Origin of the sequence: Chryseobacterium capnotolerans (assembly GCF_021278965.1) — a bacterium.
Taxonomy (GTDB): Bacteria; Bacteroidota; Bacteroidia; order Flavobacteriales; family Weeksellaceae; genus Chryseobacterium; species Chryseobacterium capnotolerans.
Genome location: NZ_CP065589.1, coordinates 576,579 through 603,421 on the forward strand (window position 1 = coordinate 576,579; position 26,843 = coordinate 603,421).

The window sequence follows — 26,843 nt, forward strand, 5'->3', positions numbered from 1 at the left end:
TAATGTAAATTGGATTTTTAATAGAATAATATTGGAAAAATATTTGAATTCTCCAGTAATAAAGGTCTGGTTTTCCTCATTATTGGAATTAATTACAAGATTTGTCTTGTCAACGTTAAATTTTTTAGAAAAAGAATTATCTATTATATCTTGTTTTTCTTTACAACTTAAGAAAAATAACCAAAAATTACATAAAATTATTATATTCACTTTCATAGTTTTCAATTTTTAGGTTTTTCAAGAATCTGTTCTAATTCTTTTAGATTGGTATTTGCTTTTGTTCCTTCATATTTTTTATCCGTTAAAACATCTTTGTCCTCTGGAGATGTTTCTATGTACTCACCATAATAACTTTTATGTCCTGAAGCATTAGATTGTTCTTCATTTTTTTTAATTGCGTCTGTACCATGGGCTACTTCTTCATGATTTATAGTTGCTGCAACATCAAAAGCAGGTGCACTTTTATTTCCAAAACTAATACCTATAAGTTGTATTTTTTTTTGTGCCATTTTCTGAGATTTTGTCATATTCTTTTACACTTACGCCAATCTTAAAGGTTTTAGAAATTTCAGAAAAATTTTTCTTATTATCTATTAATGGTGCAATACCTGTCGCATTCGTACTAGAAAAATTCGTATAGAGAACGTTGATTTTATTTTGTGAACTTACTGCCTTTGAAAATTCTTTTCCGCCGGTAGTCTTTCTTTCTGCCTGATAAGCTTTTTGAAATCTTTCATCTTTAAATAAAACATTTTGGAAAAATACTTTTTCAAGACCTTCTAGTTCTCTGTGTGCAACTACGGCATTTTCTGAGAAATTGTAATGTGATTGATAAGAATATTTTTCAGAAAGAGGATCAATATTAAAGAACCTTCCCACATCAGGCATGTAATTCCTCCACTTAAATGAATAAAAACCTGTCTCTTGTAACTCTTGACCTTGGAACTTATACTGATATGAAGAATTTCCCAACAACGTATTATATCCCTCATGTTTTAATCCAAATGGATAGTAATTATTTTCTTCAATGATCTCTGTTCCTAAACCATTTTTAGAATAGCTTAATCTGGTATTTCCAAGATGATCGGTATAGTTATAAACATATTTTTCAGTTTCAACATTAAAATAACCTTCCACTGTTGGGAAGAACTTTAATATTGAATTGGTATACTGGAATCCATCCAAGTAATCGGTTGTTTCTGTTCCGAAAACCTTCCTTACCTTCACGCCATCTGCTCTGTAAAGATAATCCGTTACTTTGGAGTTTTGGGTAATCTTTTGAGGTAAATTTAGATAATTATACTGAATGGAAGAATATAATTATTAGAATCTATTTGTACATAAAAACCACTGCTCATGCAGTGGTTTTGTTTTGGTTTCTAGACACGAGCAAGATGCTCGCGCCAGCTGGGAGACTTTTATATTACTTATTTGACAAGAGCTAGAAACCGATGCCAGCAAGGGAAATCAAATTTGCTTATCATTAATTCTAATACGTGAGTAATATATTGTGATTACAGATAATAATATACTCAAATGATATGACAATGAAATATACCATGTATCATTTTGCATAGCAAAAACATCCCAAATAAGAAATTTCTGACTAATAAAATATACAAAGATATTTATTGCCAATATGGAGAACAAAGAAAAGTAGATAAAAAAAGTAGTCATTTTAATATTCTTAATTTTTAATATAAGTTTAATAGAAGCTATACTTGCTAAAGATCCTATTAAAAAATATAAAATGTTAAAATAAAGTGCAAACGCAAACAATTCTGATCCAAATTTTTCTTTTATACCTATTAAGAATAAAGAAAATATAAAAAAAAGAAACTGATATAAAATACTAAATACTATTATTTTTTTCATTTTTATTGAGCAAATGTTACAAATGTTCTATTTTCAGTTGTTTTTTCCCATTCTCCTTTCTTATTTCGCTTGTACATATCTACATTTGTATTAACAACATTAGTTTTAGCCTTACCACTAAAGTGGTTATTTCTAGCGTTCAAATAGTTATTAATGGTACCTACTTGATTACCTGCTACAGAGAATGTTTTTGCTCCTTCTCTTATTCTTATTTCTGTTTCAAAAACAGCACTATTTTGCTCTGTTGTACCTCCATTATTGGCAACATAATTAAAAGTAAACATGTCAATTTTCCCTCCTCCTAATTTGGCACTTAATACATTTGCTAAATTATTTACATATTCACGATACAGTTCAGGTCTTTCAGAAATTTTATCAGGCGTATGTCCTTCAAAAAGATGACCACGTCCAGTAGGATACATCAACCTATCATCATTTCTTTGGGTATGGGCGTAACTATCTCCAAAATAATGTAATGCATTACCCATTTCTTCATAAGTGCCTGCATTTGATAACATATCAATAGCATTATCTCGCGCAGATATCGATGTTCCACTGGTCAAAGCATGAAGTCGTCTTTGTTCGACAGGATTTAGCCATGTGCTAGGAGATGATAAAACTTCTCCATTTCTAGCCATAATATTATCTGGAGCTTCTGTATAATATGCTAATGAATATGCATCTTTTCTCCCCATCATTGTAGCCATTAAATAAACTGTCCAAAAATGACCATCAGTTTCGTATAAACCGTTAGTGTCTAAGTATTTTATAGGATTATTAAAAGCATATCTAAATGGAGTCCAATCTACAGCTTTCTCTGCTAATGGGTCAATCACTCCCCATCTACCAATATCTGGCATATAAAATCTCGCTCCATAATCATACATTCCTGTTTCCTGTAATTCCTTTCCATTGTACTTGTACTGATAGGCAGAATTCCCCAACAAAGAATTATATCCCTCATGCTTTAATCCAAACGGATAGTAATTATTTTCTTCAATGATCTCTATTCCTAATCCATTTTTAGAATAACTTAATCTGGTATTTCCAAGATGGTCGGTATAGTTATAAACATACTTTCCGGTTTCAACATTAAAATAGCCTTCTGGTGTTGGGAAGAATTTTAATATTGAATTGGTATACTGGAAGCCATCTAGATAATCAGTTGTTTCTGTTCCGAAAACCTTTCTTACCTTCACTCCATCTGCTCTGTAAAGATAATCCGTTACTTTGGAGTTTTGGGTAACCTTTCCAGGTAAATTTAGATAATTATATTGAATGGAGGAAATTCCTTTATCCAACTGAGTTGTCATATTTCCATTTGCATCGTAAGTAATGGTACTTCCCGTACTTCCTGATGATAATGGATATCCGCTTAGGGCATTTCCCGTTCCTATTTCTTTAAGATAAGACAATTTGTTACTTTGTTCCCCATTTTCATAATGGTATTCCAGATGGTCCATTACTTCTGGTGCAGTGTATCCTGGAAGTTGCTTTCCTCTTCTTAAAAGCGTTTTAATATTTCCATTAAAATCATAGGTAAGCTGTTCGTGGTATTCACCTCTATCCAGATTCATAGCATCCCAGAAACGACCTTCCTTAAGACGGTTAAGGGCATCGTATTCATAAGAATAATTTCTCAGTACAGCATCGTTTTGAGTAATCCAGGACATCTGGGAAATGTTTCCATTGTATCTTGCAGAACCTGAATATTGATTGTTGGGGTTATTATAGCGCAGTTCGTAAGCAAAAAGCTTATTCTGTAAATTGTTAGGGTCATTAAGTTTAGTCATCCAACCTCTTATATTGTAGGCATATTTTATACTCTGCAGCGGGCTGCCTGTCGTATTTCCTACATTTTTAACTCGCAATTGTCCTAGGTCATTATAAAGGTTTTCAGCAAGAAGCTCCTGAGCTCCGCCATTCACCTGATTCCAATGTCTTACCAATCTTTCCTGATGATCATATTCAAAGGTTTCTTTAATGTTGATCTTCGGGTCATTGGCTGTTCTTTTATGCTCAATAAGGGTGTAATCTGGTACTCCTGAAAATTTAAGAGAACTTTCAGTCTTGGTATATCCGCCCAAATGATTCAAAGAATGGATAGCAATGACTCGCCCTCTCTTATCATAATAGGTGTAGCCTTTCGTCCAGCTATCATTTTCAATATTTTTAGTATAGTTGGCTGTTGGAAGGCTTTTAGTACTTAGATCTGAGCTCTGTGTCTGTGGTAATACTTCCTGATTTAAAACCGTAGTTACTACTGGTGCTTCCTGTGGATAAGTATCATAATAATTAACACTCAAAATGGTTGGTACTTCTCCAACAAAGGCACTATCAGTATAGTACACAGTGATGCCATTTCGGGCAAATCCTGTTGTACTTCTATCTTCAGTGATCACCAGATCTTTAATCTGATTCTGCCTGCCTGCTCTATCATCACCTGTTAAAAATCCCGTATAGGCCACTCTTCCCAACTTATCATACTTGGTAATGATCCATTTGTTCTGATCTTTGAGATTAGCATCCTGAGTTAGAATCAGCCTATCTGATTTATCATATACCATTTTTTCCCAACCTTTGCCAGGTAGTTTCTTTTCTACAAGTCTGCTTTTCCCATCATATCTGTACTGGTAGCAAAGATCTTCTTTCACTGTAGCAGAAATGGCTGATGCCACAGAGGCTAAAGGCGGAATAACAAATGCCAGTTGATCGTATTCATTATAGACATAATAAGTATCTGCATTTTCTGAGGAGCTGATTACTTTTCTTACCAACAGAGTCTGTCCTTTACCATTTTTAAATTCAATGGTTTTATTATGGTCTTCATCGGTTACTGTATTTTTATACAACTGTGCTTCTCCATAGGTACCAGATAAGCTTAGTTCGGAGGAAGTAGCTCCGTCTGGCCATGTAGTGACAGTTGTATATTTTTTAACTTCACCTTGTGCATTGGCTTCATATCCAAAAGTAACAGGCTTGTTTTTCCAGTCATTACCAGGGCTATTCTGATTTAAAACTCTATCAAGCGGAGAGTTTTCCAGGGTTTTATGAGCAAAAGGATAGGAATCATTAATATCATTAGATTGATAATAACTATTGGCACTATTTTCTACTCCGGTCTGGATATTTCCATTTAACGAGGCCATAGGAACAGGAAGCCAGCTATCGACCTGTCTTCCAAATCCGTCATAAGGAATATGAGTTACCAAATCTTTTCCGCTAGAGGTAGATTTTATACTGACAGCCTGTTTAGGTCTTCCCAATCCATCAAAAAACTGAATATTTTGTATTTGTTGAAGAGATCCGTCTGAAACAGTAGTAGGCACTAAATACTGTCTGGTATAAATATAATTTTCGGTACCTGGAATATTATTGGATGAATAATCTACAGCGATAGGAGTATAGGTATCACCATTACCAGAGGATGCCCCGCCAATGTAGGCACGAAAAGTTCCATTAATGGAATTGAATTGGAACCCTGGAAGCATACGTACACTTACTGGGTCCGCAACTTCAGTATTAGGAGCAGGAGGGGTTGTTAAAACAATCTGTCCAAAATGATGAAGACTCCATAGCAACCCAATGCTTATATATATTTTCTTATGCATTATTCTATATTAGCAGATTAGTTCTTTGTATTGAAATGAGAATCATAAGCATCTACTAATAGGGATTCAGATACTGTATGAACAATATCTACTGATATATATAGTGGAATGGTTAAAGTTTCTGTAGTGAATATTATTTTTTTCATAATTTGAGTTATCATTGTTTATAGTTATATTTAAATTCTTTTAATAGTTTTCCTGTATTACTTTGCTCTCTGACTTCTTTAAGTCTGCCTGCAGTATCATACATATAAACTTCCCTGATTCCGGATGGTGGAGTAACGCTTCGTACTCCAACTAAAGGATCGTATGTATAGGTTGTAATTTGGTAATTAGAAAGGTTACTTCTGAAATTGTTAAGAGCGTTTAACAAATTGGTTTCATCATTATTTCTTTCAGCGGTAGTATCCAGATTAGAGGCATTAATGATCCCATCTATTAAAGACTGGCTAATATTTTCCAGTTTTGCATTTTCAATCTTGGCGATAGGTTTGGTTTGATTGTACCCCCAGATGATAACTGTAGAAATCCCACCCTTTGTTGTATACTGAAGAAGGTTACCTTTTTTGTTATCGTATTTATCGTAACTTACTTCAATATTCGTAATTGTAGGGTTCTGGAGACCATAAGATAAGACAGAAATAGGAAGTACCAAATTTCCAGTTTGAGGTGTTGGTAATGAAGTTGGATAGATGGTTTCTGTTTTACTTAAAGTATTATTAGAATCATTTGTCGTAATTATTTCTAACGGAATCCCAATCATATTTTTATTCACCATTAATTGATTCCCTTTGTTGTAAGCATATTTGAATGTAGTATTAAGAATACTTCCTTCGGAAAATGAATCTCTCTTTGAAGTTAATAGAGTTGGATATAATGGCTCATCATAAAAATATTCAGACGTATTTGTAATTTTTCTTCCCCCAGTAAAATAATTGGTAACCGTTTCCTTCTTCAATAAAAATGCATCAGTATGTTTTACAAATATAGGAAAGTAACCAGGTTGAGTAGTAGTATTCAGGCCTATATAAGATGGGAAAATACCGTTTATAGAAACATCTGGATCCATCATTGAAGCTCCTGCATAAGTATTTCGTAATGGAGTTCCTCCTGGCCAATAATCAATAGGTGATATTAATGCATATAATAGCATTTTTATGTTTCTTTGATTATAATATTCTGCTGTTGCCTGTGGTGGTCCTGAAAGATAAAAGTCTCTGTTGACTTTTTTTATTGTATCATTGTTATTATTAAATGCAATATATTTTAATAATTCACCATTTCTCCAATCTCTACTTTCCATAAATTCATATTTCGCCTGAGTACTTTCTACATAAGCGAGTGAGTTATCTCCAGTTTGTAGTGGAGGTTCTACATAGTATTGATATATTTCTTTACCTTTAGTGTTATTAGATGCATCTGTTTTTATTACTTCTACATTTGTATAACCTATAGTTTTTCCCTGAGTTCTCATCCCGGCAGTAGCTGGTCTGACTGAAATTTCTGTTCCGTCTTCAATTGTTTTTAAAACACCTCCGTTACCAGAGCATGAATGGCTCTTAATTTGCCCAAAACGATTATTTTTAGTGTACATAGGGATATTAAATAATATACCACTTGAAAGTTGTTGGTTTCCATCTTTTATATAAGAATATTTTGTAGAATGTTTATATATACCATTATCATACTGTTTGATTTCTTTAATTCGTATTCCTCCTCCATAAATGACATCATCATATGGCTTGAAATTAGGATCTTTTTCATCCCAACTAAAAGTGATTTGTGAATAAAAAAAGATATAATCGGAGAGATTACTTCCCCAATTTAATCCACCCCAATATTCATGTTTTATTTCAGCATAAACCTTTTGGTTTGGAACATCAGTGTTATTAAAAGAATTCCTTGTAATTGATTGTGTAGTTCCCATTGGGGAAGCTTGAAACCAGTAGGTCTTTACACCATTTTTGTAATAGAAAATACTTAATTCAGCAATTATAGAGCTTTCACTTATATGATTTGAAAAATTAGATGCTTTAAATGTGGAACTATAATCTATATTCAATATTCCCTGCTTATCATAATTTGTTAAATCAACTTCCCAAACATAAGTTTTTACTGGTCCAGTATTAGTTGTTGGTGAGGCAGGATCATCTGTAATCAAGTTAGGACCATTTGCATAGCCGCTTACTTTGAAGAAGCTACTTTTTGTAGGTTTCTTTTTAGGGGGAAGAAAATAATGTTCCTCATTGGGCTTATATAAAAAAGAACTTGCTGTATTAGCTTCATAAATGTATTCATTCTTTCCTCCCTCAGGATATGTAATCGATTTTAGTGAAAATGTTTTAACAAGGTTAGGGTCAACGTTTTTATCTGATTTCTGAATAACATTATTTCCAAGATCAGAAACAAGCCCCTTAATGGTAGTAGCAATACCTGTCCTAGTATCAATGTATTTTATAGGGACGTTGGGAAATCCATCATTATTAAGTTTACCATTATAGTATCCCCAGTGATCTGTTGCATAAGATAATCGTTGTGTCATATTGGAACCCTCATAATATTCAAATGAAGTAGAAATACATTTTCCATCCTTGTCACATTCATCATAAGAAATCAATTTTAATTTTTTAGCTGGATTTTCTGTTGGATCTGTAGTACCCGAAGCTTCAATTATAGTTTGAAAATAATCATAATTAAATTTTTTTTCAGAAATGAACTCCCCTGATTTACTTCTAATAATAATCTTATCTAGTTTTTTTAAATCACTAAAATCTAATCGATTAGAATAAATAAAGTTTACAATAGCATCTGTAGTCTCTATCTTATCTAATAGAGCTTCTTTCGTCGAATATTGTGTGTCAAAATTTGGGGTTATCCCTTCAGAACCAGGTGGATCTGGAAAATTACACCCTGTCACATAATTATGACGAGTATATTTGATAAATTTTACTTGTGGCGGGAGCTCTCGTTTAAGAATATTATTCGATATATAAGAGAAATTAATTTCATTATTATCAATTCCTTTTAATTTCTTAATTTTCCAAGCATTTGCTCCATAATAGTTACTTTCTGACATACCACCGTTATAACTGAAAGTTTCTACCCCGTCTCCTCCAAAAGTATACTTTAATCCATCAGTAGCAGTAACATTAATAGTATCAATTTGATTTCTATTTGTTCTGATATTTTTGATATAATAATCAATCTTCAAATCTGATATTGGAAAAGTTGCAATCCTTTTATTTTTAGGATTATATAAAAAACTACCTGTAAAATTGTTTATAGATAAATTAAACTCGTCTGACATGAGGTCAGCAATAGATTCATTATACATTCCGTTTGTTGCAAAAATCAATCTCAGCTGTTGATTATCAATTCCGCTAGTAAGAAACCCCTCAATATTATCATTCTGTTTCATCACTCCATTTTCGTCTGTATATCCGTTTATTTTTCTAGTTATAGGTGAGATAGTACCAATAGACCAGCCTAAACCTACAGTACCCGCAATTTCTGAAACCAGAATTCCTCCAGAGTGATAATTTAAGGTAATAGGTACTTCTATACCTCCAGATTTAACAGTATAGATAGGTATTGAGATATTCGGAACTCCTGTATAGTTGGAAACAGGTGTTTCCTGATACTTTACCAAACTACTTGTTTCTGGTGCATACGGAAATATATTTCGAGGGTCTTTAAATATTTGGGAAACCCCAATTGAATATATGAATGTGAATATTATTGTTATTAGAATCTTCTTCATTAGCTTTATTTCTTAATCAGTTTGGAATTCGCTATTTTGTTAGCATCTGTTTTTATGGTTACTAAGTAAGCACCTTGAATAAGTGCTTGGGTATCAATCTTCGCCACTCTGTTCTTGGTTTTTAAACTCTGAAGCTGTCTTCCACTCATATCATACAGCATAATATCAGCTTCTTTAAATTCAAAGCCTATTTCTACATAAGCATAATCTGATACTGGGTTTGGATAAATCTTGATGTCATATTTGGCAATCAGATCACTCACCTGTTTGTCTCCCAGCTTTACAATCTTCCAGTTTTCTTTCCCCAGTTCTTTAGCACTTGTTCCCGCTAACACAATAGAACCGTCTCTGTTTAGTTTCAAGTCTGAAAGTCTCTCTTCTTTCTGTCTGGATTCTCCTGTAACGTGTTTTCTCCACTGCTCATTTCCATTGCTGTCTAAATACAGTATCCAAAAGGTTTCATCATTTTCTTGTATTCTTCCTTCAGCCTGAGTGTAACCACCTAATAAGATTCCTTTTGAAGATTGATTGTCTGCGGAATGAATCACACTCATTCCCATCAGGATATCACGATTTTTGAAATTGTAGGATTTCTGCCATTGTTCATCACCTCTTTCATTTAGGGAAATTAACCAAAGGTCTGTTCCATCTTCAATGCCCACTGTTTTGTTTCCGGATCTTTCGGATCTGGATTCTCCACCAATGATATAACCATTTGATGTTAATGCCAGTGTTCTGATATGGTCATCTCCTTTCCCTCCAAAGTTCTTTTCCCATTCAACTTTTCCATTTTTGTCCAGTTTGACAATCCAGTAGTCGCCTTCACCAAAATTGCTGCTTTGTTTTGAGGCAGCAGATATCAGGTTGCGGGTAGCAGTACTTCCAGTCGAAGATTTACTTTCAGGATTTCTAACCCCAGAATCCTTAACTTCGGAACTTCTGGAGTAAATTCCTAGTAAAGCTCCACCATCCTTTGTTGGGATCATCTTTTCAACTTCATCCAACCCTTTTCCACCTAGGATCAGTTGGGAAATTTCTTTTCCTTCTTTATCCAATCTGGTGATCCAAACATCTTTAGAGCCATAGCCTTTGGATGAGTTTTGTACATTTCCGGCAATAAAGAATCCAAGATCTGTAGTTTGAATGACTGCTTTGGCTTCTTCATCTGAATTGGTTCCCAGAGTTTTTTGCCATAATTCATCCCCAAATTCATTGATTCGGATCAGCCACATATCAGATCCGCCTTTGGAGTCATCTTTTTATCCAGACCTTTATCTGAATACGAAGTTCCGGCTACAAGAAACCCGCCGTCCTGGGTAGATACCGTTGCAGAGAGATAATCATGATTATTTCCTGAAAAATACTTTTCCCAGGTCTGTTCTCCTTGTTGATTCAGTTTCACCAAATGGAAATCATAACCGTTGTTCTGTTTACTTCCAGCCTCCAAATTCCCGTTTCTTGACTGTATAGAACTTCCGGTGATAAGATATTGCTGATCGATTGTTGTCGTCACCTGACTTAGAAAATCCTGGGTAGAGGATTGGATGTCTTTTTGCCAGAGAACTTCCTGGGCTGCTACCCCTGAAATTGTAGATAAAGTCCATATACTGAGATAAAGTTTTTTCATTCCCTGTTGTTTATTAATAGTAATTTTAAAATTGCACGAAATTAATATTTATTAACATTTTTTAACGCTCATTGTCAGGTGAATTAATATGAGTTTTATCACATTGGAGTAGAGTTAAACTTAAATTTGATTACTAAGAAAATCTCTTAAATCATTATGATGTAGATTAGAGAGTATATGCCTAAAAACTATCCGGTAGAAATGAGAACGATGCGAGAACGATGCGAGAACGATAGAGTAAGAGGGATGGGATTTAAGAATATAATCAGATATCTTTGAGTAGCAGTAGTCAAATGATAAAACAAAAAGCAATCTTCCGATCATCAGAAGATTGCTTGTGCTCAATGTAGACCCACAGGGATTCGAACCCCAGATGACTGAACCAAAATCAGTAGTGTTACCGCTACACCATGGGTCTGTTTTGATGTGGCAAAATTAGAAAAATTATTTGAATTACAAAACCTCAAATTAAAAAATTACCGACATAATAACGTGATAAAGGGCTTATCCGCTGATATCCAAATAATTATTTTTCACGATTTTTTTTCGAAATAAGGAAGACTTTTAATACTAAATAATAAAATCTTATCTTTGCAAAAAAATTGGGCTCCAAAAGTTGGAGTAACCCATTAATAACTTATCCTTAGCGCAGCAAAAGGATTATTAAACATTTTTTATGTCAAATATTGTCGCAATCGTTGGACGTCCCAACGTAGGAAAATCCACGCTTTTTAACCGTTTATTAGAGAGAAGAGAGGCTATTGTAGATTCTACAGCCGGTGTAACCAGAGACCGCCACTACGGAAAATCTGACTGGAATGGAGTAGACTTTACGGTAATTGATACCGGAGGATATGATGTAGGTACGGATGATATCTTTGAAGAAGAAATCCGTAAGCAGGTACAATTGGCAGTAGATGAAGCCACTTCTATTATCTTTATGATGAATGTGGAAGAAGGACTTACTGATACTGACTACGAAATTTACAGATTGCTAAGAAGATCGAATAAACCAATTTATATTGTAATCAATAAAGTAGATTCATCGAAAGAAGAACTTCCTGCAACAGAATTCTATCAATTAGGAATTGATAAATACTATACGCTTTCTTCTGCTACAGGTTCAGGAACCGGAGATCTATTGGATGATATCGTTAAAGATTTTCCAACAACAGAGTATAAAGATCCTTTTGAAGGATTACCTAAGATCACCATCGCTGGTCGTCCGAACGTAGGAAAGTCCACAATGACCAATGCCTTACTGGATGTTGAAAGAAACATCGTAACAGATATTGCAGGAACTACAAGAGATAGTATCCAGACTCTATATAACAAATTTGGACACGAGTTTGTGTTGGTAGATACAGCCGGAATGAGAAGAAAGTCTAAAGTAAATGAAGACTTAGAATTTTATTCTGTAATGAGATCTATCCGTTCTATTGAGTATTCTGATGTGGTTATCATCATGGTAGATGCTACCCAGGGATGGGAATCTCAGGATATGAATATCTTCGGATTGGCACAGAAAAACAGAAAAGGAATCGTCATCCTTGTCAATAAATGGGATTTGATCGAAGACAAGGAAACCAATACGATGCGTGATTTCGAAAAATCAATCAAAGATAAAATTGGTCAGTTCCAGGATATTCCGATTCTATTTGTTTCTGCACTAACGAAGCAGAGAATCTTAAAAGCAGTAGAAGTAGCAATGCAGGTGTATGATGATCGTAAAAAGAAGATCAAAACTTCAAAACTGAACGAAGTAATGCTTCCTATTTTCGAAAATACACCACCACCGGCATTGAAAGGAAAATATATTAAGATCAAATATTGCGTTCAGCTTCCTACACCATCACCTCAGTTTGTGTTCTTCTGTAACCTGCCACAGTATGTGAAGGAACCCTATAAAAGATTTACTGAAAACCAGTTGAGAAAACAATTCGGGTTTACCGGAGTTCCAATTGAAGTGTATTTCAGACAAAAATAAAAATAACTTTTTAATAAAAATCTGGTAAGGAAACTTACCAGATTTTTTATAGACATACTTATTCTATTCGCTGTCAAACTTCAATTTCATTTTTTAGTTGTAATTTTGCAGGAATTAATGTTTTACTAACTGTAATTAAAACCTAAATCTTCATGCTTACTATTTTATCGCAAAATTTTTCCCTTGTTAATGAATGGATTAATGAACTTCGAAACGTTCAGGTTCAGCATGACCGAATGAGATTTCGAAGAAATATGGAAAGAATCGGAGAAATTGCGGCCTTTGAAATCAGTAAAGGATTGGAAGTAAGAGATGTTGAAATCCAAACCCCTTTAGATACCATTAAAACCAGAGAAATTGCTGTACAACCTGTGATTACAACCATTTTAAGAGCAGGTGTTCCATTATTTGAAGGAATTCTTAGCTATCTTGACAGAGCGGATTGTGGTTTTGTAGCAGCGTACAGAAAACACGATGCTAATGATTATTTCTCCATCAAACAAGATTATCTGACGTGCCCAAGTATTGAAGGGAGGCCTTTAATCGTAGCAGATCCCATGTTGGCAACCGGAGCTTCCCTGATTGAAGCGATCAAAGATTTATTGACCAATGGGAATCCAACACAGCTTCACATTGTAGCAGCTATTGCCTCAAGGCAAGGTGTAGAAACTGTTCAAAATGCCTATCCTGATGCTCACATTTGGGTAGGAGCTATTGATGAAGAATTAACATCCAAGGGCTATATCACTCCAGGATTAGGAGATGCCGGAGATTTAAGCTACGGAGAAAAGCTTCAACGATAATGATCTAGGAAAGATTCCAGAAATCTTTTATTACATTCAATAATAAATTAGGTCGTACTTTATCCACAGGATGCTTTGTATCGGGGAGTACGGCTAATTTTGCATTTGGAAGTTCCCTGTATACAGCTGTGCTTTCCTCAATAGTTACCATATTGTCTTTATCTCCCACCATAATCTGAACCGGAATATTAATCGTGGCAAGATTGTTTTTCAATGGAGGATTCTTCCCCAGATCAATCATTAAGTCAGCAATAGCCGGAAGTAATTGTTTCCATTTTGGACCGTGCTGCTTCTCCAGAAGTTGAGCATATTGTGGTACTTTCTCAAGAATGACATCCGGATTAAGCATTTTACTTTCCTTTATAGCTTGTTCTTCAGTCCAATCGAATTTGGTTCCCAACGTCATAATAGAATTGACATTTTCAGGATGTTTCATAGCATAGCAAAGAGCAACATAACCGCCCATGCTGTGCCCCAGAATATATACATCTGTTAAATTATTTTCTACACAATATTCCGTTAACTCTTGAGTATATTTTTCTATACTGATTCCGTCTGAGGGAAGGGCTTTGCCTCCATGGCCAGAAAATAAAGGAGTATGAATGGTGAAATAAGATGAAAGGCTATCTAAATAAGGGTTAAATATTTCAGAATGACCTAAAGCACCATGTAATAAAACCAAATTCTGCATGATTGTTTATTTTTGGGAAAATTAAGCAAAAGAATTAAAACACGAAAACGAAGAAAAAAACTAAAATTTTAGTATTAAAGAACGGTAGGTATAAATATTAGTTAAACTTTAAACCTTAAACTCTTCTATACATCCATTGCCATAACCAATACACTGACTTTATTATGATCACCGGCATTTAAAATCTCCCATGCAATTGAAGAAACAGTAGTTCCTGTGGTGAAAACATCGTCAATGATTAGAATATGTTTTCCTGTTATAGTCCGGGTTACTGAAAAAGTATTCCTGGTTTCCAGCCGATGCTGCTTATCCTTTAACGCTTGTGCTTTAGAATAGTAATTTCTTTTGATTAATTGATGGTCAAATGGGATTTCGTAATATTTTGAAAGCGTTTCTGTGAAAAGATGAAGCTGATTATAGCCTCTTTCTCTGAGCTTTTTAGGATGCAGAGGAACACTTATCAGGAGATCCGGTTTTTGATCTTTAAAATCCAATCGCTCAGTAGTCCAATTGGCCAGAATTTTTCCGGTAATTTCCCGGCTTCTGTATTTCAGTTCATGAATGATTTTCCGGCTTAGACTTTCTTCCTCAAACTGTATGAGAGCATAGGTGTTTTCAACAGGAAAAAGAAGTTTGCACTTTTCTTTTACCGGGTTATTTTCGAAATAATTGTAATGTGTAAAATGAATTTGATTAAAACATAGATCACAAATCAGAAGATCACTCTCAATAATTCTATTACAATGGAGGCATCGGTTAGGAAAGAATAAGTCCAATATCATAAGTGTGTTTTTACTAAGATATGAAATAGTTTTGAGTCTTCAGTCCAGTATTGATGCTTTGATTTCTTTAAACTTAGAATTCTTTTTTTATCTTTTCAATTGCATTTTTCATGCTAAGATTAAAATGTTCTTTCTCCAATCGAACCGGAGGAGCCTGTCTTACTTCACAATCCGGGATGCTGCAAGATTCGCAGGTTACTCCTACGTTAATGGTTTTTAAGGATGGAGATTTTATAAAACCTATTTTTTTAATCGTTTGCGGATTCAGTAAGATTCCCAGGCAATAACTTCTGTTGCTGCCATCAGAAAAAGGATTTTTTTGAGAAGTAGAAATAACCAGATAGCTTATTCCCTGGTCTTTATAATGAGAGATCTGGGCATCTGTAAGTGTTTCATTTTCTTTTAAATGATGCAGGTTTTTTACGGCGATCCATTTTCTGCAATAATGTTCATTCATGGCATTAGCGTGAGGGGCCTGCTGGTGGTTAAGATGAAGTTCCTTTAGGATTTGAATTTTTTCTGATCCTTTCTTCTTTACTAAGCATAAATAAAAAAGATCTTTAATTCCCATTTCTGCAGAAAGAATATTGGTAAGGCGATAATAAAAAGTTTCCGGAGAATTGGTGAAACTGTTGATAAGGGCAGCAAAGTTCTCAGGTACCCAAGTGTTTTGTTGGAAAAATTCAGAAGATTTTTCAATGGCTGGTTCTTTGGAGATTAATAGAGCTCCGGCAAAATACGAAGCATAAAAATTGTTCAGGATTTCCTCAAAACTTCCGAAGTCAAGCCATGAATAAGTAGTAGGGCGAACCTTTAGCTCCAAAACATTGAATCCTATTTCCTTGGCCAGGATAAATGTTTTCTGATCTTTTTCAAGCTTTTTATTCAGTAGCAATAATTTTTTTTCCGGAATAAACAAAGATCGTAGGTTGTCCAGGGTTCCGTAGTTTTCAAAATCTTCAGATTGAATTGTATAATTGAAATTTTCTGTAAGAATGTTCTCCAGAATATCTGACTTTAAATTTTTATCAATCTGAAGGTGGTTTTCTTCAGTGAATAAACTGACCTTATCCTCAATTTCCGGGAAATAATTGTCATATAATTCCTGAAATGACCTTAAAACAGCAAAATAAAACCTTTCCTTTCCAAGATTATAATTCTGGGAAATTTCTATCAATGCATTAATAAAAGCTGTTACTTTCTTAGGAGCATCACTGATGATACTGATAAGGTTGTTTTTATTGATCCCGAATAATTCTAAGGGAACCTCTTTGAAGAAATCAGACTGTAGAATTTCATTAAAAGGAGCAAGACTTTTATCCAGTTTTGTGGAAACAAGATCATCATAAGTGCAGTTCAAAGCTTCCGAAAGTTGGATGATTTTATCATGCTTTGGGTATTTCTTACCGTTTTCAATCTCATTAAGGTAAGATTTTGATAATCCGGTTTTTACTGCAAGATCCTGTAGAGACCAATTTTTCTTTTGTCTCAGTTGTTTCAGTTTTAGCCCAAAAACTGTTTTAATATAGTCGCTTTCTGAATTCATTACTCAAATATAAATAATTAGATGCGATTATTCGCATAATAATTTTTAAATAAATTTAGCGAACGTTCGCTGTTTGTGAAAATTTTTGTTTATGTTTGTAACATCAAGTCACAAAATCAATATGTTATGAAAACCAAGACTCAATTAAAAATTACGGCTCAGAAGCAGTTTGAAGAAATTTTCACTCCCGATTTGATAGATTTTCTGATAGCGCTTCATCAGAATTTTAACCAGAAAAGAGTAGAGCTTTTAGAAGAAAGGAAAAAAACTCAGAAAGAATTCGATCAGGGGAATCTTCCGAAATTTCCGAAAGAGACGGAAGAGATCAGAAATGGAAATTGGGTATGTGCTCCACTGCCGGAAGATTTACTCGACAGAAGAGTGGAAATTACAGGACCGGTTGACCGTAAAATGATTATCAATGCTCTAAACTCAGGAGCCTTGACCTTCATGGCGGATTTTGAGGACAGCAACTCGCCGACTTGGAACAATTGTATGGAAGGGCAAATTAATCTTTCCGACGCGATCAAAAGAAACATAGATTTTGTCAACGAGGCAGGAAAAGCTTATCAATTGAATGAAAAGACTGCTGTTTTATTGGTACGTCCAAGAGGATTACATCTCCCTGAAAAACATATTAAGATCAATGATGAAGAAACTTCAGGATCTCTCATAGATTTTGGAATTTATTTTTTCAAAAACGCTAAAAATCTCTTGGAGAAAGGAAGTGGCCCTTACTTTTATCTTCCAAAATTAGAACATTATAAAGAAGCAAGATGGTGGAATGAAGTATTTGTCTTTGCTCAGGAATATCTGGGAATTCCGCAAGGAACGATTAAAGCAACTGTTTTAATTGAAACCATTACAGCTTCATTTCAGATTGATGAAATTTTATATGAATTAAAAGAACACAGCTCAGGCCTGAATTGTGGAAGATGGGATTATATATTCTCATACATCAAAAAATTCAGAAATCTTCCGGAGTTTATTGTTCCGGACAGAGACCAGGTAACCATGACCTCTCCTTTTATGAGTGCCTATTCAAAAAGAGTGATTGAAGGCTGCCACAAAAGAAATGTTCATGCGATGGGCGGAATGGCAGCACAAATTCCGGTAAAAAATGATGATGAAGCCAATAATACAGCTTTTGAAAAAGTAAGAAGTGATAAGGAAAGAGAAGTGAAAAATGGTCATGACGGAACCTGGGTAGCGCATCCGGCATTGGTTTCAGTGGCTAAGGATATTTTTGATCAATACATGCCTTCTAAAAATCAGATCGATAAAAAAGTTGAATACAACATACAGGAAAATGATCTGCTTGAAATTCCAAAAGGAGCTATTACAGAAAAAGGAGTAAGAAAAAATATCAATGTAGGCATTCTTTATCTGGAAAGCTGGCTGATGGGAACTGGTGCAGCAGCCATTTATAATCTGATGGAAGATGCTGCTACGGCAGAAATTTCCAGAACACAAATCTGGCAATGGCTAAAAAATGAAGCGGTGTTAAGTGATGACAGAACATTAACCAGAAGTATGGTTCTTCAATGGGAATCTGAAGAAATGGACAATATTGAAAAATATGTGGGTGAAGCCCGTTTTAAAAGCGGAAAATTCAACCTTGCTAAAGAATTGTTCAATGAATTGATATTTTCTGAAAACTTTGAAGAATTTTTAACCCTGAAAGCATACCCTTTTATTTAGTTTGAGAATAAGAAGCTTGAGTATCTAAGAGCTTTAATTTTATATCTGTTGATAATCACTCTAAATCTCGGCTTCTACATTTCAAAACCCCAAACTCAACAAACAAAAATCCAAATATTATGAAAACAAAACAAGAACAAATCCAGGCTATAGAGCAAGATTGGCTGACAAATCCACGTTGGAATGGTGTAAAAAGACCTTATACAGCGGAAGAAGTATTAAAACTTCGTGGTTCTTATAAAATAGAATATACCATTGCGACAGAAATGTCTAAGAAATTTTGGGAAAAACTCAATACTCAAGATTATGTCGCAGGACTTGGAGCTTTAACAGGAAATCAGGCGGTGCAGGAAGTGGATGCTGGTTTAGAAGCAATTTATCTTTCAGGCTGGCAGGTAGCTGCAGATGCTAACTTATCTGGAGAAATGTATCCTGATCAATCTTTGTATCCTGCGAATTCTGTACCTTCTGTAGTGAAAAAAATAAACAATGCTTTATTAAGAGCAGACCAGGTTCAATCCGTGAGTGGAGCAGGAGATAAAGAATACCTTGTTCCAATTATTGCAGATGCTGAGGCTGGTTTTGGAGGAAACTTAAATGCTTTTGAACTGATGAAGCAAATGATTGAAGCAGGGGCCGCCGGTGTACATTTTGAAGATCAGCTTTCTTCTGCAAAAAAATGTGGACATTTAGGAGGGAAAGTATTGGTTCCTACTCAGGAAGCTATTAATAAACTAATTGCAGCACGTTTGGCCGCAGATGTATTGGGGGTTCCAAGTCTTATTATTGCAAGAACTGATGCTGATGCTGCAGACTTATTGACTTCAGATATTGATGACAGAGATAAAAAATTCGTAACAGGAGAGAGAACTTCTGAAGGATTTTATGTGGTAAGAAACGGAGTAGAACAAGGAATAGACAGAGGATTGTCCTATGCGCCTTATGCAGACCTAATCTGGATGGAAACTTCAAATCCGGATCTGGAACAGGCAAAAAGATTTGCTGATGGTATTCATGCACAATTTCCGGGAAAAATGCTTGCTTATAACTGCTCTCCCTCATTCAACTGGGCTGCAAAGCTAAGTGTTGAAGAAATGTCAACCTTCCGCGAGGAGTTGGCAAAAATGGGATATAAATTCCAGTTTATTACGTTAGCGGGATTCCATGCTTTGAATACCGCAATGTTTGAGCTGGCTTTAGCTTATAAAGAAAAAGGAATGGCGGGTTATTCCGAGCTTCAGGAACGTGAGTTTGCATTACAGCAAAAAGGATTCAGAGCCGTAAAACATCAGTCTTTTGTAGGAACAGGATATTTTGATGAGGTTCAGAATATTGTTACCAATGGATCTTCAGCTACCGTAGCGATGAAAGACTCTACAGAAACGGCACAGTTTCATTAAAAATCAGTTTTTTGCATTATACATATTTTCGAAGCTCTCCTCAATTTTGAGGAGGGCTTTATGTTGAAGAAACTTTTTTATCATGAAGTATCCTTATGTGGCTCCGGAATGTTTTTGATAGGTTTTGTGCTTTAAATAAGACTGAAAAATAAGGATCATCTTAAACGAAAAATTATACTATATTTGGACACGGAAAAAAAAGAATTTTCGAAAAAATTATATATTATAATGAAACTAATTAAATTATTTTTTATTGCAGCAGGATTAACTTTAACTGCTAATGCTGTAAATGCTCAACAAAAGATCGGAAGCGTAAATACTGAAGACATTTTTGAAAACTTAGCTGAAGTAAAAACAGCTGGAACAACTCTTGATAACCTGACTAAAACAAAGCAGGCTGAAATTGATAAACTGATCGGTGAATATCAAACAAAGTTGAAAGTAGCACAGGATAAAGAAAAAACATTCAACGATACTAATAAAGAAGCTTTAACTAAAGAATTAATTGCTGCACAAACAGAACTTGATAGTTTGGGTAAAAAAATTGAAGAGGCAAGAGCACAGGCAGCTAAGGAGATTTCTGCTAAACAAGGCGAATTGTTTACTCCAATACAACAAAAAATAAAGACTGCTATTTTTGCGGTGTCTAAAGAAAGAAATCTGAACTTTGTATTTGATGTGGCTACACAAGGGAGTAATCTTATTTATACAGATGGAAGCGAAGATATTACCGATCAGGTAAAAACAAAATTGGGAGCTTCTACCACAACTGCTAAACCTGCAGCTGGAAAAGCTAAAAAATAATTTCAATCTATTGAATATTGTAAAACGGAATCAGACTCATCTGGTTCCGTTTTTCTTTAAGGTAAATATTAGTTTTTGTCCGAAAAGCATTAGAAACCTTTTATTTTAAATCATAAATTTGAGTAAATATTTCAGCAAGATGAGTTTAGTGTATGAAAAGCAGATCAAAGTAACAGAAGAGCATATAGACCAAAACAACCATGTCAATAATGTTCAGTATGTACATTGGGTAGAAGAAATAGCAGCAGAGCACTGGGATCTTTTAAAACATAAAACAGAGTATGAGAGTGATGTCTGGATGCTTTTGGATCATCATATCCGATACAAAAAACAAGTTTATCTGGGTGATATGATTACAATAAAAACCTATCCGCAGGCTCCTGAAGGCGCTAAGCAGCCAAGAAAAGTAGAATTTTATTGCAATAATAATCTGGTAGTGGATTCTAGTACGCTCTGGGTTCTGTTTGATATAGAAGCGAAGAAAATAAAGCGCCTGGAAAATAACTGGTTAGAGAAACTGAGGTAGATTGTTAGAAATCAGAGAAGAGGATGAAGAGTAAATTAAGAAAAATAACAGTTGAGCAAACAGAATATTTGTACTTGGTTACAGATAAGTATCATCCCGGAACATATACCAATACCCTTACTGTAAAGATATTTCTAAAAGATGAGAAGCAGACTCCGCTAATCATTGATTTTCTGACCTATAATCATTATATCATGGGGCAGCCTTTAAAATCAGGAATCTGGTTGATGAATATGATAACAAATTCCAAGGAAGGTGTCAATATCAATGAACCTAAATATATACAGAAACTTATTTTACAAGGAAGAGAAAAAGGCTGGGATGGGAAAAATAAGATGGAAAAACAAAATGGACTTGATTATTTAGCCCAAGTGGGGTATGATATTGACCCATTAAAGCCTAATTAGAAAGATGTAGCTATTTTTTAATAAAATTCAGAAATTTTGTAACACAATATAATTATTTGTTGTCTTATGAATAATAGATCAACAAATAATGAAGCAATCTGTTTTAACAGCTATATTTTTAAATGTTTCCATTGTAGGATTCAGTCAGACAGCAGAACAATCAAAAGCAATCGACAGCTATATAAAGAATGTTATCCAAATCAATGAAATTCCCGGAATGGCGGTGGGAATTGTGAAAAATGATAAGGTAACATTTCAGCAATATTATGGAAGGGATAATCTTGAAAGTAATAAAAAAGTGAATTCCAAGTCCATGTTCAGGATATACTCCAATACAAAGCTGGTCGCCAATATAGGTCTTTTTAAACTTGTAGAAGAAGGAAAACTTTCAGTAGATGATAAAATTTCAAAATATATAGACAACCTCCCAAAAGACTGGCAGAATATTCAAGTGAAGAATCTTTTATCACACTCTTCAGGACTGCCGGATATGGCTGACATTAAAGATTTTCCGGAGAAAGCAACCCATAATGAAGTTATTAGCCGTTTGTCTAATGAAAAAAATGAATTTGAGGCGGGAGATCATTATCGCTATAACCAGACCAACTATCTGTTAATTACAATGATTATTGAAAAGATAACAGGAAAAACTTTTGAAGAATATATCCTGGAAAATCAATTCCCGGACTCTAGGGATCAGGTGATCTTTTCTTCCAATTCTGTCGAGAAAATTCCTAATAGAGTAGGGAAGTATAATTATAACCCGGAGAAAAAGCAATATGAAAAACTAACTTCTATTGATGGAGTGAGATCTCATTCAGCTAATGGTTTGGCGGTTACACTTCCTGCTTTTCTGCAGTGGAGTATTCATTTCAGCAAAAATGATTTTCTGAAACCGGAGACTAAAAAAATGATGTGGAAACCATTTAGCTATAAAAATAATGGTTGGGAGTTTGCTCATGGCTGGGAAATTACAGATTCCAATACGACAAGATCGTACGGTTTCTCTGGTGGAAATGTAAGTGCATACAGCATTTTTCCGGATAATAATATGGCAATTATCGTTATGTATAATGGAAATAAGGGATTTCCGGTGATGTATCAGATGGTTCATCATATTGCGGGAATTATGGATAAGAATCTGATGGACCCATATGCGTTGGCAGAAGAAATTACTATCGCTGATTCCTTTGTTCACCCCAATTTGAAAAAAGAAGTATATGGATACAGAATAGAAAATGACAAGGTAATTTTTTCTTACCAATATCCTAAACATTCAAGTACAGAATTTATTAAAACCGTTTCACTAGCAGGTACATTTAATAATTGGAATATGAATGATCCATCTTATCAAATGACCCCTAAAAAGCATAATGTCTTTGAGTTGGCAGCACCCAAATCTCAATTTGAAAAAGGAAAAAGCTATGGCTTTAAGTTTGTGATGAATAAGAGCGGATGGTTGACCATTCCTTATAATGCAGCTAATACAGACGGAACCCAGGATAATAATTTAGTCCTTAAAATCAACTAAAAAATAAATATATCATGTTAAATAGATACTTGACGCTTGCTTTTTTATCCTGTTTTTTAATTGGTTTTTCACAAAATACCAAAAACGACATTCAAATTCCTAAGCAGTTTGCTGACCAAAAGAATATGGGTAAAGCGATAAAAAATATCAGCGAACAATTGAAAGATCATACGATAGTAGGGCTGGGAGAAGGAACACATGGAACCAAAGAGTTTAATGAAATCAGAGGGGAGATTTCCAAACAATTAATCAGTAAAAATGATTTTAGAATTATAGCATTTGAAAGTGCTTATGGTGATGCTTCATTTTTGAATGAGGCTGTTAACTCAGAGGTGGATTTACATATTGCTTTAAAGAAATATATAACATCTATCTGGCAGACAAAAGAGATCTATGCTCTGCTGACATGGATTAGAGAGTATAATAAAAATCATACAGACAAGGTAATTATTTCCGGGTTTGATACAGACGTTCTTACCAATAGTGCAGAAATTTTGAAAAAATCTGTAGGTTTAGGAAAAGAGTTTACAGAAATAACAAGTGAGATTAAAACAAAAGCAGCATTACAGGATGAAATGTGGGAAAAACAAAATGACCCCGCTTTCAAACTGGATATGAAAACTGTAATAAAAAATGGAACAGAAGGATTTCTATTAGTTAAGAAAGCAGACAGCTTATATGGTCAAAAAATGAATCTGAGTTCCAAACTGGCTCTATACAACCTTGAACAAGGGTTTAAGATTCCTTACGAAGCAGGCAAAAAAAATTATGATGTTTCCAGAGACCTTATTATGGCTGAAATGATTGGGAAAATTCAATCTGGATATCATCAAAAGATGATTCTTTTTGCTCATAATGCCCATATTGCCCTCAAGCCTATTCTTGTAGATGGAATGGGAGGGTATATTAAAGAAAAATATGGAAAAAACTATTATGCATTGGCAACATCTACCTCCCTTGGACACTATAGTGCTACAACCGATCCACGCGCAGTGAAAAGTAATACATATACATCTTATCAACTTCCTGGAAAACTGGAAAACAGTTGGGAGGAAAAGTTAGAACATAATACTTATGAAAATTATTTTGTAAACTTTAATAACAACTCGGAAAATAGATATGGTCAACCTTTTAAGATGAGATTTGTAGGATATGGTCCGATTACACCTGCAACAGAAAAATTTACTATTACAGAACCTTTAAAGCTTAATGAATGCTTTGACGGAATTATTTTCATAAAACAAACCAATGCCTCAGAACATTTAACAAATTGATCGGATTTTTATTGATTTTCAATGTATTTCTTCGATTTTATTAATAGCAGTCTGACTTTTAAAGTTAGACTGTTTTGTCATATCTTTGCAATATGATACGTATTACAAAAATTTTTACATTCGAAACAGCCCACGTACTGTATAACTACGACGGGAAATGTAAAAATATGCATGGACATTCCTATAAGCTGTTTGTAACAGTGAAAGGGAAGCCGATTAATGATATTGATAACCCTAAAAATGGGATGGTAGTTGATTTCGGAGATATCAAAAGTATCGTAAAATCTGAGATCGTAGACGTCTGGGATCATGCAGTACTTTTAAATGCCTTGACTCCCCATAAAGAATTGGGTGATGATCTTGAGCAAAAAGGGCATAAAGTAATCTATTGCACTTTCCAGCCAACCTGTGAAAATATGCTGTATGCTATTGCCGCTAAAATAAAATCAAGACTTCCGGAAGGAATTTCTCTGGCTTATCTTAAACTTCATGAGACAGAAAACTCTTATGGAGAATGGTTTGCAGAAGACAATCAATAATTATTATCCCATAAAGCTCAGACGGTGTTAAAAACAACAATTAATTTAGAACCTGGAAAAAAAGTATACTTTGCTTCAGATCAGCATTTCGGTGCACCTACTCCTAAAGAAAGTAAGGTACGTGAAGAAAGATTTATACGATGGATGGATCAGATCAAAGAAGATGCACAGGTTTTATTTTTAATGGGCGATCTTTTCGACTTCTGGCATGAATGGAAACACGTAGTCCCCAAAGGATATATTCGTGTTTTAGGGAAAATTGCAGAACTGAAAGACAGAGGAATCCATATTTATTTTTTTGTGGGAAACCACGACCTGTGGATGAAAGATTATCTTGAAGAAGAAATTGGGTGTACGGTTTTTTACCAGAAACAATATTTTGAGATGGGTGGAAAACAGTTTTTGCTGGCTCATGGAGACGGATTGGGGCCTGGTGATAAAGGGTACAAAAGAATGAAAAAACTTTTTACCAATCCGGTGGCACAATGGTTTTTCAAATGGCTTCACCCTGATATTGCCATGAAAGTAGCCTTATATCTTTCCCAGAAAAATAAAATGATCTCAGGAGAAGAAGACAAAGCATTCTTAGGGGAAGATAAAGAGTTTCTGATTATCTATTCCAAGGAGAAACTGAAGACCCAGAAGATTGATTATTTCATATATGGGCACCGCCATCTTCCTATGGTATTGAATTTAGGACAAAATTCAAAATATATCAATCTGGGAGACTGGATTTCTTACTTTACCTATGGCGTTTTTGATCAAGACTTTGAACTGAAGACTTTCGAAAAATAAAAAAAATTACCCCTAAAAGGAGGTAATTTGAGAATGAGTGGGGGACTCATTCTGTTTTAATCCATATTCCGGTTAAATACTTGCAAGAAGTTTACCAAAGTCAATTTCAGATATTAAAAAAAAGTTAAATAAAAATATTTTATCCAGATAATTGCTTTACATAAAAGTAATAAGAAGATTGAAAAATTATGGAACCGAAAAATATATTCAACATACAAACTGAACAGGATTTCCTGAATGCATCATTGAAAACATTTCGTTATCAGTATGAAAACGTTGAGATATATAGGAAATTTGTCGATTTCTTAAACATCAATCCCGATGAGGTTGACGACTTGTTAAAAATCCCTTTTCTTCCAATTGAAATGTTTAAAAACCATCAGATTCTGGATGAAAATGTAACTACAGATCTATTTTTTCAGAGCTCCGGAACAACACAGATGAACCTTTCAAAACATTTCATTGCTGATACGGAGTTGTATGAAGAAAGTATTTATAAAAGTTTTGAACAATTTATCGGCAAACCTGAAGATTTTATTTTTCTTGGGCTGCTTCCAAGTTATCTTGAAAAGCAGAATTCATCGCTAATCTATATGGTAGATTATCTGATGAAAAAATCTTCAAAAGCAGAAAACGGTTATTTCCTTTATAATCATGCCGATCTTTTCAATCTTTTAAACCAGTTACAAGATAAAAAAGTAATCCTTTTCGGAGTTTCTTTTGCTTTGCTAGACTTCTTAGATTACTGTCATTCCGAACGTGATGGGGAATCTTTGGGCATTCTTGAAAACCTAATTGTTATCGAAACAGGAGGAATGAAGGGAAGAAAAGAAGAAATGACCAAAGATGAACTTTTGAAAATTCTGCAGGAAGGCTTTAAAACAGATAGAATTTACTCAGAATATTCAATGACAGAGTTGCTTTCTCAGGCTTATTCCCTAGGAAACAATGAGTATCAGTGCCCTAATTGGATGAGCATCAAGATCAGAAATGCAGAAGATCCTTTTTCTTATGAAAAAGAAGGAAGAACCGGAGCAATTAATATCATCGATCTAGCCAATACACATTCCTGCTCCTTTATTGCAACTCAGGATTTAGGTAAAATAGTAGGTGGCAAATTTCAGGTGCTGGGAAGAATAGATCATTCTGATATCAGGGGCTGTAGTTTGTTAGTGAGTTAATGG

The 26,843-nt window shown here is 34.4% G+C and carries 22 protein-coding genes and 1 tRNA gene; 12 read left to right on the forward strand and 11 right to left on the reverse strand.

Going from position 1 to position 26,843, the window contains the following annotated elements; all coding sequences use genetic code 11:
- Positions 1 to 221: 221 nt before the first annotated feature.
- The 8 genes from H5J24_RS02625 to H5J24_RS02655 all read right to left on the reverse strand — a co-directional run bounded on the left by H5J24_RS02625 (position 222) and on the right by H5J24_RS02655 (position 11,291).
- Positions 222 to 509 carry a hypothetical protein gene (locus H5J24_RS02625; RefSeq protein WP_141395724.1) on the reverse strand — a complete coding sequence of 96 codons (288 nt, stop codon included), beginning with the start codon at positions 507 to 509 and terminating at the stop codon, positions 222 to 224.
- Positions 475 to 1,227, reverse strand: coding sequence for an RHS repeat domain-containing protein (locus H5J24_RS26105; RefSeq protein WP_068944518.1), 753 nt, complete (start codon positions 1,225 to 1,227; stop codon positions 475 to 477). Before H5J24_RS26105 ends, H5J24_RS02625 begins: the two co-directional genes overlap by 35 nt.
- A gap of 650 nt (positions 1,228 to 1,877) precedes the next feature.
- A complete protein-coding gene (locus H5J24_RS02635) occupies positions 1,878 to 5,486 on the reverse strand; it encodes a DUF6443 domain-containing protein (RefSeq protein WP_068944516.1) in 3,609 nt (1,202 codons plus the stop codon).
- A 17-nt stretch (positions 5,487 to 5,503) separates the two neighbouring features.
- Positions 5,504 to 5,632 carry a hypothetical protein gene (locus H5J24_RS25455; protein WP_262495898.1) on the reverse strand — a complete coding sequence of 43 codons (129 nt, stop codon included), beginning with the start codon at positions 5,630 to 5,632 and terminating at the stop codon, positions 5,504 to 5,506.
- An 11-nt stretch (positions 5,633 to 5,643) separates the two neighbouring features.
- Positions 5,644 to 9,135 (reverse strand): RHS repeat domain-containing protein, encoded by a 3,492-nt coding sequence (locus H5J24_RS02640; protein ID WP_068944515.1) that lies wholly within the window; start codon positions 9,133 to 9,135, stop codon positions 5,644 to 5,646.
- Positions 9,136 to 9,251: 116 nt separating this feature from the next.
- A complete protein-coding gene (locus H5J24_RS02645) occupies positions 9,252 to 10,478 on the reverse strand; it encodes a T9SS type A sorting domain-containing protein (RefSeq protein WP_232816007.1) in 1,227 nt (408 codons plus the stop codon).
- The gene (locus H5J24_RS02650) at positions 10,469 to 10,873 is read right to left on the reverse strand and encodes a hypothetical protein (protein WP_232816008.1); all 405 of its coding nucleotides are present in this window, start codon (positions 10,871 to 10,873) and stop codon (positions 10,469 to 10,471) included. Before H5J24_RS02650 ends, H5J24_RS02645 begins: the two co-directional genes overlap by 10 nt.
- Positions 10,874 to 11,220: 347 nt before the next feature.
- Positions 11,221 to 11,291, reverse strand: a tRNA-Gln gene (locus tag H5J24_RS02655).
- A gap of 258 nt (positions 11,292 to 11,549) precedes the next feature.
- Here H5J24_RS02655 and der point away from each other — a divergent pair.
- Entirely contained in the window at positions 11,550 to 12,860 is a 1,311-nt protein-coding gene (der, locus tag H5J24_RS02660) for a ribosome biogenesis GTPase Der (protein WP_068944513.1), read from the forward strand.
- Between the two features lie 152 nt (positions 12,861 to 13,012).
- Positions 13,013 to 13,663, forward strand: coding sequence for a uracil phosphoribosyltransferase (upp, locus tag H5J24_RS02665; RefSeq protein ID WP_068944512.1), 651 nt, complete (start codon positions 13,013 to 13,015; stop codon positions 13,661 to 13,663).
- Positions 13,664 to 13,667: 4 nt separating this feature from the next.
- Here the strand turns inward: upp and H5J24_RS02670 are convergent, their stop codons facing one another.
- From H5J24_RS02670 to H5J24_RS02680, 3 genes are all read right to left on the reverse strand, one after another.
- Entirely contained in the window at positions 13,668 to 14,354 is a 687-nt protein-coding gene (locus H5J24_RS02670) for an alpha/beta fold hydrolase (protein ID WP_068944511.1), read from the reverse strand.
- 125 nt (positions 14,355 to 14,479) lie between these two features.
- Positions 14,480 to 15,136 (reverse strand): ComF family protein, encoded by a 657-nt coding sequence (locus H5J24_RS02675; RefSeq protein WP_068944510.1) that lies wholly within the window; start codon positions 15,134 to 15,136, stop codon positions 14,480 to 14,482.
- A gap of 73 nt (positions 15,137 to 15,209) precedes the next feature.
- The gene (locus H5J24_RS02680) at positions 15,210 to 16,682 is read right to left on the reverse strand and encodes a helix-turn-helix domain-containing protein (protein WP_068944509.1); all 1,473 of its coding nucleotides are present in this window, start codon (positions 16,680 to 16,682) and stop codon (positions 15,210 to 15,212) included.
- A gap of 126 nt (positions 16,683 to 16,808) precedes the next feature.
- On the opposite strand from H5J24_RS02680, the gene aceB reads away from it, so the two are divergent.
- The 10 genes from aceB (at position 16,809) to H5J24_RS02730 (ending at position 26,840) form a co-directional block, all read left to right on the forward strand.
- Positions 16,809 to 18,383, forward strand: a complete 1,575-nt coding sequence (aceB, locus tag H5J24_RS02685) for a malate synthase A (protein WP_068944508.1) — start codon at positions 16,809 to 16,811, stop codon at positions 18,381 to 18,383.
- Positions 18,384 to 18,502: 119 nt separating this feature from the next.
- Entirely contained in the window at positions 18,503 to 19,783 is a 1,281-nt protein-coding gene (aceA, locus tag H5J24_RS02690) for an isocitrate lyase (RefSeq protein WP_068944507.1), read from the forward strand.
- Positions 19,784 to 20,011: 228 nt separating this feature from the next.
- Positions 20,012 to 20,587, forward strand: a complete 576-nt coding sequence (locus tag H5J24_RS02695; protein ID WP_068944506.1) for an OmpH/Skp family outer membrane protein — start codon at positions 20,012 to 20,014, stop codon at positions 20,585 to 20,587.
- 118 nt (positions 20,588 to 20,705) lie between these two features.
- Positions 20,706 to 21,113, forward strand: a complete 408-nt coding sequence (locus H5J24_RS02700; RefSeq protein ID WP_232816009.1) for an acyl-CoA thioesterase — start codon at positions 20,706 to 20,708, stop codon at positions 21,111 to 21,113.
- Between the two features lie 23 nt (positions 21,114 to 21,136).
- Complete coding sequence (locus H5J24_RS02705; RefSeq protein ID WP_068944504.1) at positions 21,137 to 21,520, forward strand: hypothetical protein; 384 nt, start codon at positions 21,137 to 21,139, stop codon at positions 21,518 to 21,520.
- Between the two features lie 88 nt (positions 21,521 to 21,608).
- Positions 21,609 to 23,051, forward strand: coding sequence for a serine hydrolase (locus H5J24_RS02710; protein ID WP_068944503.1), 1,443 nt, complete (start codon positions 21,609 to 21,611; stop codon positions 23,049 to 23,051).
- A gap of 14 nt (positions 23,052 to 23,065) precedes the next feature.
- Positions 23,066 to 24,325, forward strand: a complete 1,260-nt coding sequence (locus tag H5J24_RS02715) for an erythromycin esterase family protein (RefSeq protein ID WP_068944502.1) — start codon at positions 23,066 to 23,068, stop codon at positions 24,323 to 24,325.
- 92 nt (positions 24,326 to 24,417) lie between these two features.
- Positions 24,418 to 24,864, forward strand: coding sequence for a 6-pyruvoyl trahydropterin synthase family protein (locus H5J24_RS02720; RefSeq protein ID WP_068944501.1), 447 nt, complete (start codon positions 24,418 to 24,420; stop codon positions 24,862 to 24,864).
- Positions 24,865 to 24,888: 24 nt separating this feature from the next.
- Positions 24,889 to 25,659: a UDP-2,3-diacylglucosamine diphosphatase gene (locus H5J24_RS02725; RefSeq protein ID WP_068944500.1), complete on the forward strand. Its 771-nt coding sequence runs from the start codon at positions 24,889 to 24,891 to the stop codon at positions 25,657 to 25,659.
- Between the two features lie 188 nt (positions 25,660 to 25,847).
- Positions 25,848 to 26,840, forward strand: coding sequence for a LuxE/PaaK family acyltransferase (locus tag H5J24_RS02730; RefSeq protein WP_068944499.1), 993 nt, complete (start codon positions 25,848 to 25,850; stop codon positions 26,838 to 26,840).
- Positions 26,841 to 26,843 lie beyond the last annotated feature (3 nt).

What these genes read in the sequence shown, in the direction of transcription:
- aceB (WP_068944508.1), top strand. Translation starts at nt 16,809, where the DNA reads ATGAAAACCAAGACTCAATTAAAAATTACGGCTCAGAAGCAGTTTGAA.
- H5J24_RS02705 (WP_068944504.1), top strand. Translation starts at nt 21,137, where the DNA reads ATGAAGAGTAAATTAAGAAAAATAACAGTTGAGCAAACAGAATATTTG.
- H5J24_RS02695 (WP_068944506.1), top strand. Translation starts at nt 20,012, where the DNA reads ATGAAACTAATTAAATTATTTTTTATTGCAGCAGGATTAACTTTAACT.
- H5J24_RS25455 (WP_262495898.1), bottom strand. Translation starts at nt 5,632, where the DNA reads ATGAAAAAAATAATATTCACTACAGAAACTTTAACCATTCCACTATAT.
- H5J24_RS02710 (WP_068944503.1), top strand. Translation starts at nt 21,609, where the DNA reads ATGAAGCAATCTGTTTTAACAGCTATATTTTTAAATGTTTCCATTGTA.
- H5J24_RS02625 (WP_141395724.1), bottom strand. Translation starts at nt 509, where the DNA reads ATGGCACAAAAAAAAATACAACTTATAGGTATTAGTTTTGGAAATAAA.
- H5J24_RS02730 (WP_068944499.1), top strand. Translation starts at nt 25,848, where the DNA reads ATGGAACCGAAAAATATATTCAACATACAAACTGAACAGGATTTCCTG.
- H5J24_RS02670 (WP_068944511.1), bottom strand. Translation starts at nt 14,354, where the DNA reads ATGCAGAATTTGGTTTTATTACATGGTGCTTTAGGTCATTCTGAAATA.
- H5J24_RS02720 (WP_068944501.1), top strand. Translation starts at nt 24,418, where the DNA reads ATGATACGTATTACAAAAATTTTTACATTCGAAACAGCCCACGTACTG.
- H5J24_RS02715 (WP_068944502.1), top strand. Translation starts at nt 23,066, where the DNA reads ATGTTAAATAGATACTTGACGCTTGCTTTTTTATCCTGTTTTTTAATT.
- upp (WP_068944512.1), top strand. Translation starts at nt 13,013, where the DNA reads ATGCTTACTATTTTATCGCAAAATTTTTCCCTTGTTAATGAATGGATT.
- H5J24_RS02645 (WP_232816007.1), bottom strand. Translation starts at nt 10,478, where the DNA reads ATGTGGCTGATCCGAATCAATGAATTTGGGGATGAATTATGGCAAAAA.
- H5J24_RS02650 (WP_232816008.1), bottom strand. Translation starts at nt 10,873, where the DNA reads ATGAAAAAACTTTATCTCAGTATATGGACTTTATCTACAATTTCAGGG.
- der (WP_068944513.1), top strand. Translation starts at nt 11,550, where the DNA reads ATGTCAAATATTGTCGCAATCGTTGGACGTCCCAACGTAGGAAAATCC.
- H5J24_RS02680 (WP_068944509.1), bottom strand. Translation starts at nt 16,682, where the DNA reads ATGAATTCAGAAAGCGACTATATTAAAACAGTTTTTGGGCTAAAACTG.
- H5J24_RS02635 (WP_068944516.1), bottom strand. Translation starts at nt 5,486, where the DNA reads ATGCATAAGAAAATATATATAAGCATTGGGTTGCTATGGAGTCTTCAT.
- aceA (WP_068944507.1), top strand. Translation starts at nt 18,503, where the DNA reads ATGAAAACAAAACAAGAACAAATCCAGGCTATAGAGCAAGATTGGCTG.
- H5J24_RS02675 (WP_068944510.1), bottom strand. Translation starts at nt 15,136, where the DNA reads ATGATATTGGACTTATTCTTTCCTAACCGATGCCTCCATTGTAATAGA.